We start from the raw sequence: 20,128 nt of genomic DNA, 5'->3' as shown, positions 1-20,128 counted from the left end.
ATTTTTCCTGTTTTCCCATCTTTCTTACTAGTATGAAAAGAAAGAGGCTGTTTTAAACGCCTATCTATTAAAAAAAGAATTTTTTTCTTGCAATTTTGCTAGATTCATCTATACTTTTTCTCATGTTTGAGTTTTTTTGGGGAAGAATAACAATACAGGAAATTAGTATTGAAACCGATAGATATTTTTTAAATAAGGAAGGATGGCGTAAATGGGACTTTGGTTTACGGAAAAGCAAACTGAGAATTTTGGTATTACAATGAAGGTAAAGCGCACATTACATACGGAGCAAACAGACTTTCAAAAGTTAGATATGGTAGAAACAGAAGAATGGGGCAATATGCTTCTTTTAGATGACATGGTCATGACGTCTATTAAAGATGAGTTCGTATATCACGAAATGGTTGCTCATATTCCATTATTCACTCACCCAAATCCAGAAAACGTACTAGTTGTTGGAGGCGGAGACGGTGGAGTTATTCGTGAAGTGCTAAAACACCCAAGCGTGAAAAAAGCAACACTTGTTGAAATCGACGGAAAAGTAATTGAGTACTCTAAAAAGTACCTTCCAGAGATCGCAGGACAGCTAGACGATCCACGCGTAGAAGTTAAAGTGGATGATGGTTTTATGCACATAGCTACTGCAGAAAACGTATACGATGTGATCATGGTAGACTCAACTGAGCCAGTTGGTCCAGCAGTAAACCTATTTACAAAAGGTTTCTATGCAGGAATCTCTAAGGCGTTAAAAGAAGATGGAATCTTTGTTGCTCAATCAGATAACCCTTGGTTCAAAGCAGACTTAATTCGTTCTGTACAAAAAGACGTAAAGGAAATCTTCCCGATCACTCGCCTTTACATCGCAAACATCCCAACATACCCAAGCGGAATGTGGGCATTCACGTTAGGATCAAAGAAGCATGATCCACTTGAAGTAGCTGAAGAACGTTTCCATGATATTGATACTAAGTATTACACAAAAGAACTTCACAATGCAGCATTCGTGCTACCGAAGTTTGTTAAAGATTTAATCGAAGGATAATAATAAATAAGACGGGGGGAGCTTACCTCCGTTTTTTAATGTGAAAGAATTAGATTGTGGGGGGCAGTTTCCGCCTGAAGGAAGCCTTTGTTACGTAGTAACACCAGCTGGCGGATATGAAACTGACCCCCTCTTAATTTGAGGAGGAAACAAAATGCGTTTTGATGAAGCATACTCAGGTAATGTGTTTATTAAAAGCCATCCAAGCTTTGAGGAAAGTAAAGCGGTATTGTACGGAATGCCAATGGACTGGACAGTAAGTTACCGCCCAGGATCACGTTTTGGTCCAGCGCGTATTCGTGAGGTATCTATAGGTTTAGAAGAATACAGCTTGTACTTAGACCGTGAGCTAGAAGATGTGAAATACTATGATGCAGGTGATATTCCACTTCCATTCGGAAATCCACAGCGTAGTTTAGATATGATTGAAGAGTTCGTGGATCAGGTTCTTGATGCAGGGAAATTCCCACTTGGTATGGGTGGAGAACATTTAGTTTCTTGGCCCGTTTTTAAAGCGATGGTAAAAAAGTATCCGGATTTAGCCATCATACATATGGATGCACACACAGACCTTCGTGAGAACTATGAGGGAGAGCCATTATCTCACTCGACACCGATTCGTAAGGTAGCAGACTTAATCGGACCACAAAATGTGTATTCATTTGGGATCCGTAGCGGCATGAAGGAAGAATTCCAATGGGCGAAGGAAGTCGGCATGCATATTTCTCCGTTCGAAGTACTTGAGCCTTTAAAGAAAGTATTGCCAACATTAGCAGGACGTCCCGTGTATGTGACGATTGATATCGACGTTCTTGACCCAGCACATGCACCAGGAACAGGAACCGTTGATGCAGGTGGAATTACTTCTAGAGAGCTATTAGCTTCTATTCACGAAATTGCACGCTCGGAAGTGAATGTAGTGGGAGCAGACTTAGTAGAAGTAGCTCCAATTTACGACCACTCTGAACAAACAGCAAACACAGCAAGCAAACTCATCCGCGAAATGATTCTTGGATGGGTGAAATAAGGATGAAGTTGTGCACCTGCCAGGATTTGGCGGGTGTTTTTTTATGAGAAGTAGGGGTTAGGTTCCCGTGTGGGCTGGAAAAAAGTGCGAGCGGGAATCAAAGTAGAGGTTAGGTTCCCGCTGGGGTAGCAAAAGTGTTCTCATGGGAACTTAACGTGTGGGCACAGGCAAATGAGGAAAAACGAATTGCCAAAAAGCCACTCATTAAAACCCCTAAAAAACTAGTTATGACCTGTAACAGGAAAAATAGCATTGTATTAAAGTCATAAAGCTCTTTTTATGACCTTACATAGACTAAAACAAGGTTACTCATGTCATAAAAACAAAGTTATGACATGAAAACAAGGTGCTACCCCTCCAATAAGGTCATAAAAGGCATACAACAACTCAAATAGTAGCATCACACCTTGCGCTCCCCCTCCAAAATCTTTATAATTATTAAGTTATAGAGAATGCAATGATAAAAGGAAGTGTATGGCCGTTGCCGATTCAACCAGCGGATCAAATTCCCGTAAAAATTAAGGTACATACGACGATTGAGAATGGTGGGGAAAAGGAAACTTTTGAACTCACAACTTTTGGTCGATACTATGTAAAGAATGCGAGCGGCTACCTTCAATACGAGGAAAGTACAGAAGAGGGGCCGATGAAGACCACGATGAAGCTCACAGATGATGGAATTCTTCTGATGAGAAGTGGCTCGGTGAAAATGCGAATGCTGTTAGAAGAACAGAAGCAGCATCGTGGCAGCTATACAACTCCATTTGGAGAGCTGCTAATGATCACAGATACAAAAGAACTTCAGCATAGATGGAACAGTGAGAGTAGTATAGGAACGATTGAGGTGTTATACGATCTTTCGATACAAGGCTCAAAAGCAGGTACATACAAATTGCAAATCGTGTTTGAGGAGGAAAAACGTTGAATATCGTTGAACAGGTACAATTGAAACTTAAAGAAGAAATAAGAGCGGCAGTAATAAAAGCAGAGTTAGCAACAGAGGAGCAGCTTCCAGATGTAATTTTAGAAACACCAAAGGATAAAGCAAATGGAGACTACTCGACCAATATGGCGATGCAGCTAGCGAGAGTAGCAAAGAAAGCACCGCGTGCGATTGCGGACGCACTTGTGGCAAACTTTGATCAATCAAAGGCGTCCATTGAAAAAATTGATATTGCTGGTCCTGGATTTATCAATTTTTACATGAACAATAATTACTTAACTGATTTAATTCCTACCATTCTTACAGCTGGTGATAAATACGGAGAAACAACAGTTGGAAATGGACAGAAAATTCAGGTTGAGTTTGTGTCTGCGAATCCAACAGGAGACCTTCACCTTGGTCATGCTCGTGGAGCGGCTGTTGGGGACTCTCTTTGTAATGTGTTAGCAAAAGCGGGTTACGATGTATCTCGTGAATATTATATTAACGATGCAGGAAACCAAATCAATAATCTTGCCCTATCAGTAGAAGCGCGTTACTTCCAAGCACTTGGGTTGGAAAAAGACATGCCAGCTGATGGATACCATGGGGAAGATATCATTGGAATCGGTAAGCGTTTAGCTGAAGAGTATGGCGACAAGTTCGTGAATGCGGATGAGAAAGAGCGCTTTGACTTTTTCCGTAGCTACGGGTTAAAAGAGGAAATGGCCAAGCTGAAGCAGGATCTTGAGGACTTCCGCGTGCCATTTGACGTGTGGTACTCTGAAACCTCTCTTTATGGAGATGGAAAAATTGATGTAGCTTTAGACAAACTTCGTGAAAATGGCTATATTTACGAAGAAGATGGAGCCACTTGGTTCCGTTCAACCGATCTAGGAGATGACAAAGACCGCGTGCTTATTAAGCAGGATGGTTCTTACACCTACTTAACACCTGACATCGCTTATCATAAAAATAAGCTTGATCGTGGATTTGAAAAGCTTATTAATATTTGGGGTGCCGATCACCACGGGTATATTCCTAGAATGAAAGCAGCGATCGAAGCATTAGGGTATGGAAAAGATGTACTTGAGGTCGAAATCATCCAGCTTGTTCACCTGTACAAAAACGGTGAAAAGATGAAGATGAGTAAGCGAACAGGAAAAGCGGTTACGATGCGTGATCTTGTTGAAGAGGTAGGATTAGATGCGACTCGATATTTCTTTGCGATGAGAAGTGCAGATACGCATATGGACTTTGACCTGGACTTAGCTGTATCACAATCCAATGAAAATCCAGTATACTACGCCCAATATGCACATGCTCGTATTTGCAGTATCCTTCGTCAAGGGGAAGAGAATGGGTTCACGTATGATACGAACGCTGATTTCTCTTTAATCGGCGCTGAGAAGGAAATTGAAGTGCTTAAAAAGCTTGGTGAGTTTCCTTTAGCAGTGGCAGAGGCCGCCGAGAAGCGCATGCCACACCGAGTGACGAACTATATTTATGAACTTGCTTCAACTTTCCATAGCTTTTACAATGCGGAAAAAGTATTGGATGCGGAAAACGTGGAGCGCACAAAGGCACGCCTTTCATTAATTAAAGCGGTTCAAACGACGTTAAAGAATGCACTGAAATTAATCGGAGTTTCCGCTCCTGAAAAAATGTAACAAGTGAGAGGCTTCCGGATGGGGAGCCTCTTTTGAAACTTAAAGGTGGAGGAAGACATGATTAGAGACTGTTCAGTTGAAAAGTTTTTAGAAAATAAACATCGCTATACGACGATCGATGTACGGTCACCAGGTGAGTTCGCTGATAGCCATATTCCTGGGTCGGTCAATATTCCTCTTTTTACAAATGAAGAGCGGGCATTGATTGGAACCCTTTATAAGCAAGAAGGCCAAAAGGAAGCCAAATGGAAGGCGATGGAGATTGTTAGTCCAAAAATTCCTGATATGCTTGCACGAATTCAGGAGATTGAAGAGTCTGGTCGCGAGCCCATGGTGTACTGCTGGAGAGGTGGAATGAGAAGCCAATCCGTTGCCACATTTGCCACACTGGCTGGGCTTCATGTTAGGAGGATTGAGGGGGGCTACCGTGCCTATCGTGAGCATGTGGTGGAGCATCTCTCTGACTTAATTCCTGCTGAATCAGTGGTCATTACCGGGATGACGGGAACAGGGAAAACGGACATTCTTCAGCATCTAAAAACGGCAGGATATCCCGTGCTCGATTTAGAAAAGTACGCAAACCATAAGGGGTCGGTGTTTGGCTCGATTGGTGGGGAAGTTCCACATAACCAAAAGATGTTTGATGCTCTTCTTTTTGAAGATTTAAAGAAACTCAAAGGCTCTCCATATTTCATTATGGAAGGAGAGAGCAAACGAATTGGACATGCTGTGCAGCCAACAGAGTTAGCCGAGAAAAAATTGAAAGGACTTCATATTACCGTCTATTCCTCCATTGAAAAACGAATGGAACGAATTTATGAGCAGTACGTGAAGCCTTATGAGCACTCAGATGCTTTTCATGAACGTGTTGAGCTTGCTTTAAAGATGATTATTAAGAGAATAAAATCATTTGATATTCAAATGGAGCTCCTAAGATGTGTGGAAGAAAGAGAGTATATGCCCCTTATCAGACTGTTAATGGAGCATTATTATGATCCGCGCTACGGCAATAAAGTAGGGGACTATGAGAACCCGGAAATTTTTGTTTGCAGCGATTCGATTTTAGAGGCGACAAACAAGATAGCGGAGATTATTGAGCAATCAAGAAGAGCAAAAATCGAAGTATAAAATAGCTTTGTGGGGAATGCTTTAAGGTATACGGATGATTTTTGGAGGGGTACTATGAAGCTTGTCCTTTTATCTTTAGTAACGGGTTTTTTCGTCGGGTTTATTTTTGCACTCTTTCGTCTGCCCATTCCGGCACCACCTGCTTTAGCAGGTATCACTGGAATTGTTGGAATCTATTTAGGTTTTAAAGTGTTTGAGCAGTTAACTCCATGGCTGCAAAGTTTTGGAAAATAAGGGAAGCCTGAAAGTCTTGTCCTTAATAAGCGGAGATTTTTCCGTTATATGCAGAATGGAGCTCATTTCGAGGGAAATAGGGGGAGGTTTTCCGCTTATGCAAAGCAAAATCCCCCATTTTTGAATTTTTCGAGCCCATAGGCGGAATTTCTCCGTTTATTTAAGCGTTTTTAAAGAATAATTTCTAGTTAAGCGGAATCTCTCCGGCTATTTAACAGCTCGGGTGCTTAATCTGAACCCCCAACCGAAAAAATGGGTCATTTCCATTCAATCGCAGCCCCACCCACTCGTTTCACCCCCCGAATGCGGCTAATGTCTTCTACGAGTTTGAGGCATGCCATATCCTTCGCCTTTGCTTCAATCATAAAGTCAACATCCACATTCATGGAACGGAGAAGGTCGATCAAGGGCATGATATATTCCAAATCCACATAGTCAGCATGTGCTCGGTACATTTTTTCCGACTTCGGGGAAGAAATATGGATCTTCGGTTTTAAAGAACAACCTTCCCATGTTTGAAAAACTTTTGGTAGCAGAGTATCGAGAGGCTCTTCACTCAAATTGGCCATATGATGGTGATAATCAAAAACCAGACGAATGCCCTCTTTCTGACATACAGAAAGGGTCTCCTCGGTTGTGTACGTTTTATCATCATTCTCTAAGGTGGTGACCTCTTTGATATGGGAGGGGAGAGATTGGATGTTTTCGTGAAATCGTTTTAGTGACTGTGTTTTGTCCCCGTAGGCCCCTCCGACATGAATATTGAGGACCCCTTCTTTTTCCACTCCCATTGCTTCTAGCATTCTGTAATGATAGTCCATATCAATCACCGCATTCTTTGTTACTTCTTCACGAGGAGAGGTGAACAAAGTATATTGGTTTGGGTGAAAGCTTACACGCATCTGATGTCTTCGAATTAAATCGCCAAGCTCCTGCCACTCCTTTCGAAACGGGGTGACAAAGTCCCAGTTCACCTCTGGATGAGTAGAAAGCGGGGCAATCGAGCTTGATAAGCGATACACTTGAATGCCGTGAGCGATATTATAGCAAACCATTCGTAACGTATTAAAGATATTTTCACCCGTGACAGCCATTAGTTTTTCCTCGCGTTCGGAAGCGGGAAGCTGCTTATACCGGGTAAAGGTCAGGGCTCTTGCAGGCGATGCCTCCCAAAGAGAAAGGGCCGTCGATACATAGCCGAAGCGAATTTTCATTGTTTTATGAACTCCTAACTAAAGAAAATAGGAAATAGGGCGTGCGATCCACTCCATTATTTTTTGCTTGAAGCTTAAATGGTTCAAATCATGAAGGGATAATTTTTTTCCATCTTTTACATCCGTTTCATAAATATTTTTCATAAGTGAGATGATGTCTGGATCATACATATAGCAGTTAATTTCATGATTTAAAAAGAAGCTCCTTTTGTCAAAGTTGGCTGAACCAGAATCACAAATCCGGTCATCAATGATAAGGATTTTTGCATGGTAAAAGCCTTTGGCATAACCGTAGACATTCGCCCCTTTAGAAATAAGCGTGCGCAAATAAGGAAACGAGGCCTCTCTCACAAACGCGTGGTCAGGAGTTTGCGGTACAAGGATAGTCACTTCCACACCGCGATCCAATGCAGCCAATAAATCTTGAAAGATGCGCTTGCTAGGGATGAAATAAGGAGAACCGATGTGAATCGATGTCTCAGCCCCTCGAATCATTCCGGAGAAGGTTTCTTCGAGATAAAACCCTTCTGAAGGGATAATTTGGTGACGAATTGGTCCTGAAACTGGTTCAGGAAAATAAGTAGGAATACTCAGAAGATGTTCCTGCGTCTCCTCTTCCCAGTCCTTTAAGAACTCACGTTGTAGATCATGAACCCCTTCACCCATAACTTTTAAATGATAGTCACGCCAAGGGTTCAGCTTTGGATCCTCATTTAAATACTCTTTTCCGACATTGAAACCACCAATATAGCCAAGCTTTCCATCAATGACTGTAATTTTTCGGTGATTTCGAACTTGTGAACGGTAAAAGAGAAAAGGAAATTTCGGTTTATGGCTATACGAAAAGTGAATGCCGGCTTGTTTGGCTTCATTTACAATTTTACGTGGAACACTAAAGCATCCTGCCCAATCGAGGAGCAGTCTAACTTCCACTCCTTCTAATGCTTTGTTTTTTAAAATTTGAAGAAACCTACGGCCATATGGATCATCTTTTAATATATAAAAAAGAACATGGATATGCTCGTTTGCATGTTCGATTTCTGAAAATAAGTCCGTGAAGAGGGCATCTCCTCTTGTAAACACATCAATATGACTTTGCCTCATCGGATAACTTTTTCGATAAATAGAAGATAAATGTTGTCTTCTGCCAAGTACAAAGTCGACATACAATAGCAATAGGATGAGTACGAAAGCAAGTAGAATGAAACCGATAACCTTCATCAAATTCTCTCCCTTCTAAAGGATACCCCATTGGTTCGGGAGTGATCGTACGTTGTAGTATCTCCTGTAAGTGTTCTTTCTATGAAGACAGAAAGTTGCGATAAAAAAACATTGACTGAATGCTCATTCATTATATAATAGGAGTAGATACAATTCAGAAAATTACACATTTTCACGCAAAACCTGTGCTGCTTGAAGGGGAGTTCAAGTAAGCCAGAAAGGGGTAGAGAAGATGAACGCCATGCTTTGGATCAACTTGATTGCTTTTCTAATTGTAACCGCTTACGCAGTTAGTCTGTTTGTTTATGTAGTCAAAACGAGAATCGAGTACATAAAGCTTGGGAAGAAGGTGGAGTTTGAATCCCGAGTGAAGGAAAGGCTCGATAAGATTTGGGTTAATGTATTCGGGCAAAAAAAGCTGTTAAAGGATAAGAAAAGCGGAATGATTCATGTGATGTTTTTTTACGGATTTATTCTTGTTCAATTTGGGGCGATCGATTTTATTATTAAAGGTCTTGTACCAGGTGCGCACTTGCCACTAGGACCTCTGTATCCAGGATTTACGTTTTTTCAGGAAATGGTCACCTTAATGATATTAGTGGCGGTTTTTTGGGCGTTTCATCGTCGATATGTAGAAAAATTGGTTCGTTTGAAACGGAATTTTAAATCGGGACTCGTGTTAATTTTTATCGGTGGATTAATGCTTTCTGTACTACTTGGAAATGGAATGAGTCTCATCTGGCATGCTCATGAAGCCTCATGGACAGAGCCAATTGCCTCATTAGTGAGCCTAGCTTTTTCTTGGATAGGAGAAACAGCTTCCATCGCGATTTTCTATGTGGCTTGGTGGATTCATCTTTTGTTCCTGCTAGCATTTCTTGTGTATGTTCCACAGTCCAAGCACGCGCACTTGATTGCAGGTCCAGCGAATGTGTATTTTAATCGCTTAGAAAAGCCAGGGAAATTAACCAAGATTGATTTTGAAGACGAAACACAAGAAACCTTCGGTGTGGGGAAAATTGAAGATTTCACTCAGCATCAGCTCATTGACTTATACGCGTGTGTAGAATGCGGACGCTGTACGAATATGTGTCCAGCAACAGGGACAGGAAAGATGCTGTCACCGATGGACTTGATTGTAAAAATGCGCGATCACTTAACCAATCATGGGGCAGCCATTACGCAAAAGCAACCATGGGTTCCGACCTTTGCTTTTTCCAATACAAAAGGAAATCAAATCGCATTAGCAGCTGCTGGAAAAGGGGTTCAGGAGTCTGCGGCAAGTCTAGCTTACAGTCCAAGCTTGATCGGAGATGTGATAACAGAGGAAGAAATTTGGGCTTGTACTACTTGCCGAAACTGTGAAGATCAATGTCCGGTCATGAATGAACATGTCGATAAAATTATTGACCTTCGTCGTTATCTGGTTTTAACAGAAGGAAAAATGGATGCCGATGCTCAAAGAGCGATGCAAAACATCGAACGTCAAGGAAATCCTTGGGGACTAAATCGCAAAGAGCGTGAAAACTGGCGCACGGAGAGAGAAGATGTTCTCATTCCAACGGTAAAAGAAATGAAAAAGTCTGGAGAAGAGTTTGAGTACTTGTTCTGGGTGGGGTCAATGGGCTCTTATGACAACCGCAGTCAAAAAATTGCTTTGTCCTTTGCGAAGCTTTTAAATGAAGCAGGTGTGAAGTTTGCGATATTAGGAAGCAAGGAAAAGAACTCCGGTGACACCGCAAGACGTCTAGGAAATGAGTTTGTATTCCAAGAGCTTGCGACAAAGAATATTGAGGAATTTGAGAAGAGCGAAGTAAAGAAGATCGTGACGATTGATCCTCATGCGTATAATACATTCAAAAATGAATACCCTGACTTCGGATTAAAAGCGGAAGTGTACCATCATACCGAGCTACTTGCTGAGCTTGTGAAGGATGGAAGACTAAAACCGAAGTTCGAAGTGAACGAAACGATCACCTTCCACGATTCTTGTTATTTAGGACGCTACAATGAGGTGTATGATGCACCACGCGATATATTAAAAGCCATTCCAGGCGTCACACTCGTAGAAATGGCTCGAAATAGAGACACGGGAATGTGCTGTGGAGCTGGTGGTGGCTTGATGTGGATGGAAGAAGAAACGGGCCATCGTATCAATGTAGCAAGAACTGAGCAAGCATTAGCCGTTAAACCGTCTGTTATTTCATCAGGCTGTCCGTATTGCCTCACCATGCTTTCAGATGGAACAAAGGCAAAGGAAGTCGAAGAAACGGTATCAACGTATGACGTGGCAGAGCTACTAGAAAAAGCCGTTATTGGAGAGGCACAAATCGTGTCGTAAAGAGGATAGAAATAATTTGCATGATTTTTATGTAAATTATTTCTATTCTAACTATTTTGATAGTAAAATAAAAGAAGACAATAAAGCGCTTACAAATTAAATTACCTTCAAAGGAGAAATTCAAATTCTCCTTTTTTCCACCTCACATACTGAGCGAGCGTTCAGTCACATCACAGAATGAATCACACAAAGAAAGAATCCAAACAAATGAATACGAAAAAGGGGAGAGTAACATGGGGAAAACAGTTATTTTAAGCGGAGTTCGTACACCTTTTGGAAAAATGGGCGGAAGCTTAAGCGCATTTACAGCATCTGATTTAGGGGGATTGGTGATCAAGGAAGCACTTGGTCGTGCAGGAGTAGAAGCAGAAAAAGTGGATGAAGTGATTTTTGGAACGGTTCTGCAAGGGGGGCAGGGTCAGATTCCATCACGACAAGCAGCTCAAAAGGCAGGACTTCCATGGAATGTGAAAACAGAAACGATCAATAAGGTTTGTGCTTCTGGGATGCGAAGTGTGACGTTAGGAGATCAAATCATCCGTTTAGGTGATGAAGAAGTCATCGTTGCCGGAGGAATGGAGTCGATGAGCAACGCTCCTTATTTTCTTCCAAAAGCTCGTTGGGGATTACGAATGGGCGATTCGTCCGTAAAGGATTTAATGGTGTATGACGGACTAACTTGTACGTTTACGGGTGTTCATATGGGAACATACGGAAATGGTGTGGCAAAGGAAATGGAGCTTTCGCGCGAGGAGCAGGATCAATGGGCGCTTCGAAGCCACCAGCGTACCGTTCAAGCAATCGAATCTGGTGTTTTAGCCGAAGAAATGGTAGCGGTTCGAGTTCCACAGCGAAAAGGCGAACCACTTGTGGTGTCAACTGATGAGTCACCGAGAAAAGATACTAGCATGGAAAAGCTGTCTAAGCTTGCACCAGTGTTTAACTCAGACGGAACAATCACAGCCGGAAATGCACCAGGAGTGAATGATGGAGCTGCAGCACTAGTGTTGATGAGTGAAGAACGAGCGGCTCGGGAAGGAAGAACACCAGAAGCTTATATTATCGGGCAGGCAGCTGTCGCGGTAGAAGCAAAGGATTTCCCGAAAACGCCTGGAATCGTGATTAACGAATTGGTAAAGAAAACGGGTAAATCAGTCGAGGAAATTGATTTGTTTGAAATCAACGAAGCCTTTGCAGCGGTTGCTTTAGCAAGTGCAGAAATTGCTGGACTTGATCATGAAAAGGTCAATGTAAATGGTGGAGCCGTAGCGATTGGTCATCCGATCGGTGCGAGTGGGGCAAGAATCATCATTACGTTAATGTACGAGTTAAAGAGACGTGGCGGTGGAATCGGTGTAGCAGCGATTTGCTCAGGTGGAGGGCAAGGAGATGCGATTATGATTGAGGTGCCAAAACAGTAGAATTTTTATGGGGGGATTTCCGATCGTCTTGTACGGAATGTCCCCTTTTTTAAGAACTCTAATGGTAGAAAAGGGGGATAAGATGGAAATCAAAAAGGTAATGGTTATTGGTGCTGGCCAGATGGGAGCTGGAATTGCTCAAGTGTGTGCCCAAGCGGGTTACGATTGTTTATTGCATGATCTAAACGAAGACTATTGTTTACGTGGACTTGGGGTGATCCGGAAAAACCTAGCGCGTCAAGTAGATAAAGGAAAAATGACACAAGACCAGATGGAAGTGATTTTAGCCTACATCCAGCCTTCCACTGATTTGCATAACGCAAGTGGTGTGGACCTAGTGATTGAAGCAGCAGTGGAAAACATGGAGGTCAAAACAAAGATTTTCCGTGAGCTCGATAAAATCGCTCCTGATCACGCAATCCTTGCGAGCAACACTTCCTCACTACCGATTACAGAAATTGCGGCAGCAACCTCAAGGCCGGAAAAAGTCATCGGAATGCACTTTATGAATCCTGTTCCAGTGATGAAGCTCGTAGAAATCATCCGTGGTCTGGCAACGGATGACGAGGTGTATGAACTGATCGAAGGGATGACAAAAACGATTGGAAAAGTGCCAGTTGAAGTGAATGATTACCCTGGGTTCGTATCCAACCGAATTCTCATGCCGATGATTAACGAAGCCATCTATACGCTTTATGAAGGAGTAGCCACGAAGGAAGCGATCGATGAGGTCATGAAGCTTGGGATGAACCATCCAATGGGACCACTCACCTTGGCCGACTTTATCGGGCTCGATACTTGTCTGTATATTATGGAAACTCTCTACGAAGGCTTTGGCGACAGCAAATATCGCCCATGCCCATTGCTCAGAAAATACGTAAAAGCTGGCTGGCTCGGAAGGAAATCAGGCCGCGGGTTTTATGAGTATAGTTAACTACCCCGATTCCAGGAGGAAATGATATGGATTTACGATGGACGGAAGAACAGCAGATGATGAGAAAGATGGTTCAGGATTTTGCCCGAACCGAGATCAGTCCATTTATTGAAAAAATGGAACAAGGGGAGTTTCCAAGAGGCATCCTTAAGCAAATGGGAGAACTCGGCCTCATGGGGATCCCTGTTCCTGAACAGTACGGTGGAGCGGAGATGGATTTCACCTCATATATCATCGCGATTCACGAGCTTTCAAAAGTCAGTGCCACGATCGGTGTGATTCTCTCGGTGCATACATCGGTTGGCACGAACCCAATTCTTTATTTTGGTAATGAAGCGCAAAAGAAAAGGTACGTCCCAAAGCTCGCAAGTGGGGAATACTTGGGCGCCTTCTGCTTAACCGAGCCAAGTGCGGGCTCTGACGCTGCGGGTTTAAAATCACGTGCCGTCAAAAAAGAGAATCATTATGTGATCAACGGTTCGAAAGTGTTTATTACAAATGGTGGAGAAGCAGATATTTATATTGTGTTTGCCTTAATCGAGGATAAGGGAATTTCGGCCATTATCGTTGAAAAAGATACACCAGGACTTGTGATTGGGAAAGACGAGCATAAGATGGGATTGCACGGGTCAAGAACGGTTCAGCTTACATTTGAGGATATGCAGGTGCCAGAAGAAAACTTACTAGGCGAAGAAGGCCAAGGCTTGAAAATCGCACTTGGCAATTTGGATGTTGGAAGAATCGGCATTGCAGCCCAAGCGCTTGGAATTGCCGAAGCAGCCTATGAGGCAGCTGTCGACTATGCGAAACAGCGTATCCAGTTTGGAAAGCCGATCTCCCATCAGCAAGGAATCGGCTTTAAATTAGCTGATATGGCAACGAATATTGAAGCTTCTAAACTATTAATCTATCGAGCAGCCGAGCTTCGTTCCTTAGGGCAACCATGTGGAAAAGAGGCTTCGATGGCCAAATTATTTGCCTCCAAAACAGCGATGGAGGTAACAACGGAGGCCATTCAAGTGTTTGGTGGATATGGCTATACAGAGGATTACCCAGTTGAGCGTTTTTTCCGAGATGCAAAAGTGACCGAAATCTACGAAGGAACGAGCGAAATTCAACGCATCGTTATTAGCAAGCATTTATAGACTTTGAAAAAGCGAGGGGAACAAGATGAATTTCAAATTGTCAGAAGAACATGAAATGATTCGTAAGATGGTTCGTGACTTTGCGAGAAATGAAGTGGCACCAACTGCCGCAGAAAGAGATGAAGAAGAACGATTTGATCGCGAGATTTTCGATAAAATGGCAGAGCTCGGTTTAACGGGGATTCCTTGGCCTGAAGAGTACGGTGGTATTGGCAGTGATTATTTAGCCTATTGTATCGCGGTGGAAGAGTTATCTCGCGTATGTGCCTCAACTGGTGTGACGCTGTCCGCTCATACCTCTTTAGCAGGCTGGCCTATATATAAGTTTGGTAGTGAAGAGCAAAAGCAAAAGTTTTTGCGTCCCATGGCATTAGGTGAAAAAATCGGCGGTTACGGGTTAACCGAACCTGGCAGCGGGTCTGATGCAGGTGGCATGAAAACAACGGCACGTCGAGATGGTGATGATTTTATTTTAAACGGCTCCAAAATCTTTATCACGAACGGCGGTATTGCTGATATTTATGTGGTTTTTGCGGTAACTGATGCCACACAAAAACATAAAGGAACCTCGGCCTTTATTGTTGAGAGTGATACACCAGGCTTTTCGGTCGGGAAAAAGGAGAAAAAGCTCGGCATTCGTTCGTCACCAACAACAGAGATCATTTTCGAAGACTGCCGTGTACCTGCAGCTAACATGCTCGGGGCAGAGGGAGAAGGGTTTAAAATTGCGATGATGACGCTTGATGGTGGGCGTAACGGAATTGCGGCTCAAGCTGTCGGAATTGCACAAGGTGCACTGGATGCAGCAACCGATTATGCCAAAGAACGTGTTCAGTTCGGAAAGCCAATTGCACAGCAGCAAGGCGTCGGCTTTAAGCTAGCGGATATGGCGACCAGCATTGAAGCTGCTAGATTATTAACCTATCAAGCGGCCTGGCTAGAGTCGGAAGGTCTTCCATACGGAAAAGAATCCGCAATGTCCAAGTTGTTTGCCGGTGACACGGCCATGAAAGTAACAACAGAAGCGGTCCAAATCTTTGGGGGCTATGGATACACAAAGGATTATCCGGTAGAACGATATATGCGTGACGCAAAAATCACACAAATTTATGAAGGAACACAGGAAATCCAAAGACTCGTAATTTCGCGGATGATTACGAAATAAGAAAGAGGAAATGGGGGTTGGTTTTTGATAAGTGGCTTTTTGTTAATTGAGTGCCCGAGGGGGAGGAAAAAAGGCTTCATGGGAATTGAAATCGAGGTTGAGTGCCTATGCGAGCGAAAAAATGAGCTGCACGGGCACTTAAGTTCCTGTTTGATGCCCGTGTGTTAAAAATTACAGGGGCTGCGGTAACCAAAGTGTCTGTTAGGTTCCAGTGATCCTAAAAAAAGAGCCGGGATGGTAACCAAAGTGTCTGTTAGGTTCCCATGAGCCTAAAAAAAGAGCAGCGCTGGTAACCAAAGTGCTGGTTAGGTTCCCATGGGCCTAAAAAAAGAGCAGAGCTGGTAACCAAAGTGCCTGTTAGGTTCCCGTGGGATTTAAAAAAGAGCAATGCTGGTAACCAAAGTGCCTGTTAGGTTCCCGTGGGCCTAAAAAAAGGGCCGCGCTGGTAACCAAAGTGCTGGTTAGGTTCCCGTGGACCTGAAAAAAAGCAGCAATGGGAACCCAAGTAGCAGTTAGCTTCCCGTTCTCCAAAAAATTAACATCTCGTGGTAACCAAACCAAATCCTTAGGTGAACAAAATTCCAACCACAAAAACCGAAGCTAACAAAACCCAGCCATACAAAACCAACTAATCTCTAAAGGGGTAGAAAAATCGATGAAAAAAAGAGAAGTTCATGCCTCTGTGAAGGATGAACAGCTCGTCGTGAAAAGGCGTGACCAGATGATTAAAGGGGCGGTTGCGCTTTTTAAAGAGAAGGGCTTTCATCGCACTACAACTAGAGAAATTGCGAAAGCATCCGGCTTTAGCATTGGCACCTTGTATGAGTATATACGGACGAAGGAGGATGTGTTGTACCTAGTCTGTGATCATATTTATGACGAAGTGCAGGAGCGGTTGCAAAAGGATTTAGATACGAAAAAGGGAACGTTACAAAGCTTGGAGCGAGGAATTGCCAACTATTTTCGCGTCATGGATGAGCTTCAATCAGAAGTGCTCGTTATGTACCAGGAGGCAAAATCGCTGAACAAGGATGCTCTTCCATATGTACTAAGAAAAGAAATGGAAATGGTAGCAATGTTTGAGGATGTGATTGCCCGCTGTGTGGAAAATGGGGAAATCAATCTGACTGAAAAACAGGTGAAAATGATTGCTCATAATATTTTTGTTCAAGGGCAAATGTGGGGATTCAGACGCTGGGCACTCCAAAAGCTCTACACGCTTGAGGAATACATCACCCTTCAAACAGAGCTATTGTTTTCAGGCATAACGAGGATGGGAGGAGAACAATGAATAAGAAACCAACATATACACATAAGCATCATATCCGATTTGTCACCGCGTCTAGCTTGTTTGACGGACATGATGCCTCCATAAATATTATGAGAAGGATATTACAGGCAAGTGGAGCTGAAGTGATCCACTTGGGCCATAACCGCTCGGTTGAAGAAGTGGTGAATGCGGCGATTCAAGAGGATGTTCAAGGAATTGCGATTTCCTCATACCAAGGAGGACATGTGGAGTACTTTAAGTACATGTATGATCTTCTAAAGGAAAAGGGTGCCACTCATATCCGTATTTATGGCGGTGGAGGTGGGGTAATTATTCCTCGTGAAATTAAGGAACTTCATCAGTATGGCATTGCACGCATCTTCTCACCTGAGGATGGGCGATTGCTTGGACTGCAGGGAATGATTGATCGTATGCTAGAGGAGTGCGATTATCCAACTATTACGTCAGAGGTGGATACGTATCTTTCAAAGTTAGATTCGGGTGACACGATTGCGACAGCCAAGCTGATCACGTTTGCCGAGCAGCAGGTGGGCGCTAATAAAGAAAGTGCCGCTGCGGTAGAAACCGTGATGCAGCAGGTCAAGGCACGGCAAAAATCGGTTCCTGTCCTCGGGATTACAGGGACAGGTGGTGCGGGAAAAAGCTCGTTAACCGATGAACTGATTCGTCGCTTTATTAATGAAGTACCGGAGCAAAAGGTCGCGGTACTCTCGGTTGACCCAACCAAGCAAAAAACGGGGGGAGCACTGCTCGGGGACCGAATCCGAATGAATGCCATTTTTTCCCCGAGAGTATATATGCGAAGCTTAGCGACCAGACAATCAAAGACCGAGCTATCGCTTGCTATTCAAGACGCGATTGCGGTGGTCAAGGCGGCTGGCTTTGATCTCATCATCGTAGAAACAAGTGGGATTGGCCAAGGGGATGCAGAGATCGCGGAGATTTGTGATGTCTCTATGTACGTTATGACGAGTGAGTTTGGAGCTCCATCACAGCTTGAAAAAATAGACATGATTGATTACGCGGATTTAATCGTGATCAATAAGTTTGAACGAAAAGGATCTGAAGATGCACTTCGACAAGTGCAAAAGCAGTATCAGCGAAGCCGCATGCTTTTTGAAAAAGAGCTGGATGAGATGCCGGTATACGGAACGATTGCAAGCCAGTTCAATGATTCGGGCACAAATGCTCTGTTTGCGGCATTGATTGAGACATTAAATGAAAAAACGGGCTCATCATTACTGACCACTTTTTCCAAAAATGCTCTTGTAGAAAAGCAGAGCGTCATTATTCCTACGGATCGCCGCTACTATTTACGTGAAATCTCAGATGCGGTTCGAGGTTACCATAAAAAATCGGAGGAACAGGCGAATCTTGCTCGAAAGCTTTTTCAAATAGAAGGGACGCTTGCTGCTATTGAAGAAATAAGTGCAGGTCAAGAAGTAATTAAGGCGTTAGAGGAACTCAAGGCTGGGGTGGAGGCAAAGCTTACTGCCGAAACCAAAAAGGTGTTATCTTCTTGGGAAGAAAAACAAAAGCTCTATAGCTCCGACCACTTTGTGACCAAAATCCGCGACAAGGAAATCGTAACGATTTTAAAAACCAAAAGCTTGTCCGGCTTATTGATTCCGAAGGTGGTACTACCGAAATACAAGGATTATGGAGAAATTATTCGCTGGGTGTACAAAGAGAATGTTCCAGGTGAATTTCCATACACTGCAGGAGTGTTTCCATTTAAGCGTGAGGGGGAAGACCCGAAGCGTCAGTTCGCAGGGGAAGGAACACCAGAACGGACAAATCGCCGCTTTCATTATCTCTCAAAGGATGACGATGCGAAGCGCTTGAGTACGGCGTTTGACTCAGTCACTTTGTATGGAGAAGATCCGGATTATCGCCCAGATATTTACGGAAAAGTTGGGGAAAGCGGTGTAAGCATCTGTACGTTAGACGATATGAAAAAGCTGTATGATGGCTTTGATTTATGCCATCCTTCCACATCTGTGTCGATGACGATTAACGGTCCGGCTCCGATTATTTTGGCGATGTTTATGAATACAGCCATTGAACAGCAAGTGGAAATAAAGGAGCAGGAACTAGGTCGACCACTTACACTTGAAGAATGGACTCATGTCAAAACCGCCACTCTTTCAACGGTGAGAGGCACGGTTCAAGCCGATATTTTAAAAGAAGATCAAGGGCAGAATACATGTATTTTCTCAACAGAGTTTGCGCTTCGAATGATGGGAGATATTCAGCAATATTTTATTGATCATAAAGTGCGTAACTATTATTCCGTTTCGATTTCTGGTTATCATATCGCTGAAGCTGGGGCCAATCCTATTTCTCAGCTGGCCTTTACACTTGCCAATGGATTGACGTATGTGGAGTACTACTTAAGCCGTGGTATGCATATTGATGATTTTGCTCCGAATTTGTCCTTCTTTTTCTCTAACGGACTTGATCCTGAATATACGGTAATTGGACGTGTGGCCCGTCGTATTTGGGCGACCGTGATGAGAGAGAAGTACGGGGCGAATGAGCGAAGTCAAAAGCTGAAGTATCATGTCCAAACTAGCGGGCGCTCCCTTCATGCACAGGAAATTGATTTTAACGATATCCGCACCACGCTTCAAGCCCTAATGGCTCTTCAGGATAACTGTAATTCGCTTCATACGAATGCATACGATGAAGCAATTACGACCCCGACAGAAGAGTCAGTGCGTCGTGCGATGGCGATTCAAATGATTATTACAAAAGAGCATGGCTTATCGAAAAATGAAAATCCTCTTCAAGGCTCATTTATTGTGGAGGAGCTTACGGACTTGGTGGAGGAAATGGTTCTTCAAGAATTCGAGCGATTGAATGACCGTGGGGGAGTACTCGGTGCGATGGAGACACAATACCAGCGCGGGAAAATCCAAGACGAATCGATGTATTATGAAATGAAAAAGCATACAGGGGAGCTACCGATCATCGGCGTCAACACGTACTTGAATCCGAATCCTCCGTCAGAAGAAGAAACAGACAATATGGAGCTGGCACGAGCAACAAAAGAAGAAAAAGAACTACAAATTCAAAATTTACGAGAATTCCAAGAGCGAAACAAAGACAAAATCGCTGCAGCGTTGCAAAAACTAAAACAAACAGCCGTCAACAACGGCAATATTTTCGAGGAACTAATGGAAACAGTAAAAGTAGCAAGCCTCGGTCAAATTACCCGTGCGTTGTATGAGGTGGGCGGGCAGTATAGACGGAATATGTAGGAAAAAGAGCAAAGTGAAAGCTAACGCTTTCTCTTTGCTCTTTACACTTTTTTTACATAACTCATACCTAAAATGTCCTAATTTTTACTATAATAGAAGAAGATTGAAAG

At 43.2% G+C, this 20,128-nt stretch carries 15 protein-coding genes; 13 read left to right on the top strand and 2 right to left on the bottom strand.

The annotated features are described in order from the left end of the window. Positions 1 to 211 precede the first annotated feature (211 nt). The 6 genes from speE to MKX65_RS23460 all read left to right on the top strand — a co-directional run bounded on the left by speE (position 212) and on the right by MKX65_RS23460 (position 6,023). On the top strand, positions 212 to 1,042 hold the full coding sequence (speE, locus tag MKX65_RS23485) for a polyamine aminopropyltransferase (protein WP_119710289.1): 831 nt from the start codon (positions 212 to 214) through the stop codon (positions 1,040 to 1,042). A gap of 154 nt (positions 1,043 to 1,196) precedes the next feature. Then, positions 1,197 to 2,069: an agmatinase gene (gene speB, locus MKX65_RS23480; protein ID WP_160545889.1), complete on the top strand. Its 873-nt coding sequence runs from the start codon at positions 1,197 to 1,199 to the stop codon at positions 2,067 to 2,069. A 457-nt stretch (positions 2,070 to 2,526) separates the two neighbouring features. Further along, positions 2,527 to 2,994 carry a DUF1934 domain-containing protein gene (locus tag MKX65_RS23475; RefSeq protein ID WP_340905979.1) on the top strand — a complete coding sequence of 156 codons (468 nt, stop codon included), beginning with the start codon at positions 2,527 to 2,529 and terminating at the stop codon, positions 2,992 to 2,994. Beyond that, positions 2,991 to 4,661 carry an arginine--tRNA ligase gene (gene argS, locus MKX65_RS23470; RefSeq protein WP_340905977.1) on the top strand — a complete coding sequence of 557 codons (1,671 nt, stop codon included), beginning with the start codon at positions 2,991 to 2,993 and terminating at the stop codon, positions 4,659 to 4,661. Before MKX65_RS23475 ends, argS begins: the two co-directional genes overlap by 4 nt. Positions 4,662 to 4,718: 57 nt before the next feature. Beyond that, positions 4,719 to 5,789, top strand: coding sequence for a tRNA 2-selenouridine(34) synthase MnmH (gene mnmH / locus MKX65_RS23465; protein ID WP_340905976.1), 1,071 nt, complete (start codon positions 4,719 to 4,721; stop codon positions 5,787 to 5,789). 54 nt (positions 5,790 to 5,843) lie between these two features. Continuing rightward, complete coding sequence (locus MKX65_RS23460) at positions 5,844 to 6,023, top strand: XapX domain-containing protein (RefSeq protein WP_160545886.1); 180 nt, start codon at positions 5,844 to 5,846, stop codon at positions 6,021 to 6,023. A 257-nt stretch (positions 6,024 to 6,280) separates the two neighbouring features. Here the strand turns inward: MKX65_RS23460 and uvsE are convergent, their stop codons facing one another. Together uvsE and cls are read right to left on the bottom strand one after the other, a co-directional pair. Beyond that, positions 6,281 to 7,237: a UV DNA damage repair endonuclease UvsE gene (uvsE, locus tag MKX65_RS23455; protein WP_340905973.1), complete on the bottom strand. Its 957-nt coding sequence runs from the start codon at positions 7,235 to 7,237 to the stop codon at positions 6,281 to 6,283. A gap of 18 nt (positions 7,238 to 7,255) precedes the next feature. Next, positions 7,256 to 8,458, bottom strand: a complete 1,203-nt coding sequence (gene cls, locus MKX65_RS23450) for a cardiolipin synthase (RefSeq protein ID WP_160545884.1) — start codon at positions 8,456 to 8,458, stop codon at positions 7,256 to 7,258. A 232-nt stretch (positions 8,459 to 8,690) separates the two neighbouring features. Between cls and MKX65_RS23445 the strand changes: the two genes are divergently transcribed. From MKX65_RS23445 to icmF, 7 genes are all read left to right on the top strand, one after another. Continuing rightward, positions 8,691 to 10,799: a heterodisulfide reductase-related iron-sulfur binding cluster gene (locus MKX65_RS23445; RefSeq protein WP_340905971.1), complete on the top strand. Its 2,109-nt coding sequence runs from the start codon at positions 8,691 to 8,693 to the stop codon at positions 10,797 to 10,799. Positions 10,800 to 11,032: 233 nt separating this feature from the next. Next, positions 11,033 to 12,220: an acetyl-CoA C-acetyltransferase gene (locus MKX65_RS23440; RefSeq protein WP_160545882.1), complete on the top strand. Its 1,188-nt coding sequence runs from the start codon at positions 11,033 to 11,035 to the stop codon at positions 12,218 to 12,220. 82 nt (positions 12,221 to 12,302) lie between these two features. Then, complete coding sequence (locus MKX65_RS23435; protein ID WP_340905969.1) at positions 12,303 to 13,154, top strand: 3-hydroxybutyryl-CoA dehydrogenase; 852 nt, start codon at positions 12,303 to 12,305, stop codon at positions 13,152 to 13,154. A gap of 26 nt (positions 13,155 to 13,180) precedes the next feature. After that, positions 13,181 to 14,299, top strand: a complete 1,119-nt coding sequence (locus tag MKX65_RS23430; RefSeq protein WP_340905967.1) for an acyl-CoA dehydrogenase — start codon at positions 13,181 to 13,183, stop codon at positions 14,297 to 14,299. 25 nt (positions 14,300 to 14,324) lie between these two features. After that, a complete protein-coding gene (locus MKX65_RS23425) occupies positions 14,325 to 15,464 on the top strand; it encodes an acyl-CoA dehydrogenase (protein ID WP_340905964.1) in 1,140 nt (379 codons plus the stop codon). A gap of 655 nt (positions 15,465 to 16,119) precedes the next feature. Continuing rightward, positions 16,120 to 16,755, top strand: coding sequence for a TetR/AcrR family transcriptional regulator (locus MKX65_RS23420; protein ID WP_119710278.1), 636 nt, complete (start codon positions 16,120 to 16,122; stop codon positions 16,753 to 16,755). After that, on the top strand, positions 16,752 to 20,018 hold the full coding sequence (gene icmF, locus MKX65_RS23415; protein ID WP_160545878.1) for a fused isobutyryl-CoA mutase/GTPase IcmF: 3,267 nt from the start codon (positions 16,752 to 16,754) through the stop codon (positions 20,016 to 20,018). The genes MKX65_RS23420 and icmF overlap by 4 nt, the downstream gene beginning before the upstream one ends. The last annotated feature ends 110 nt before the right edge of the window (positions 20,019 to 20,128 follow it).

This window comes from Robertmurraya sp. FSL R5-0851 (assembly GCF_038002965.1).
GTDB lineage: Bacteria > Bacillota > Bacilli > Bacillales > Cytobacillaceae > Robertmurraya_A > Robertmurraya_A beringensis.
This window is presented reverse-complemented; position numbering and strand designations above follow the sequence as displayed.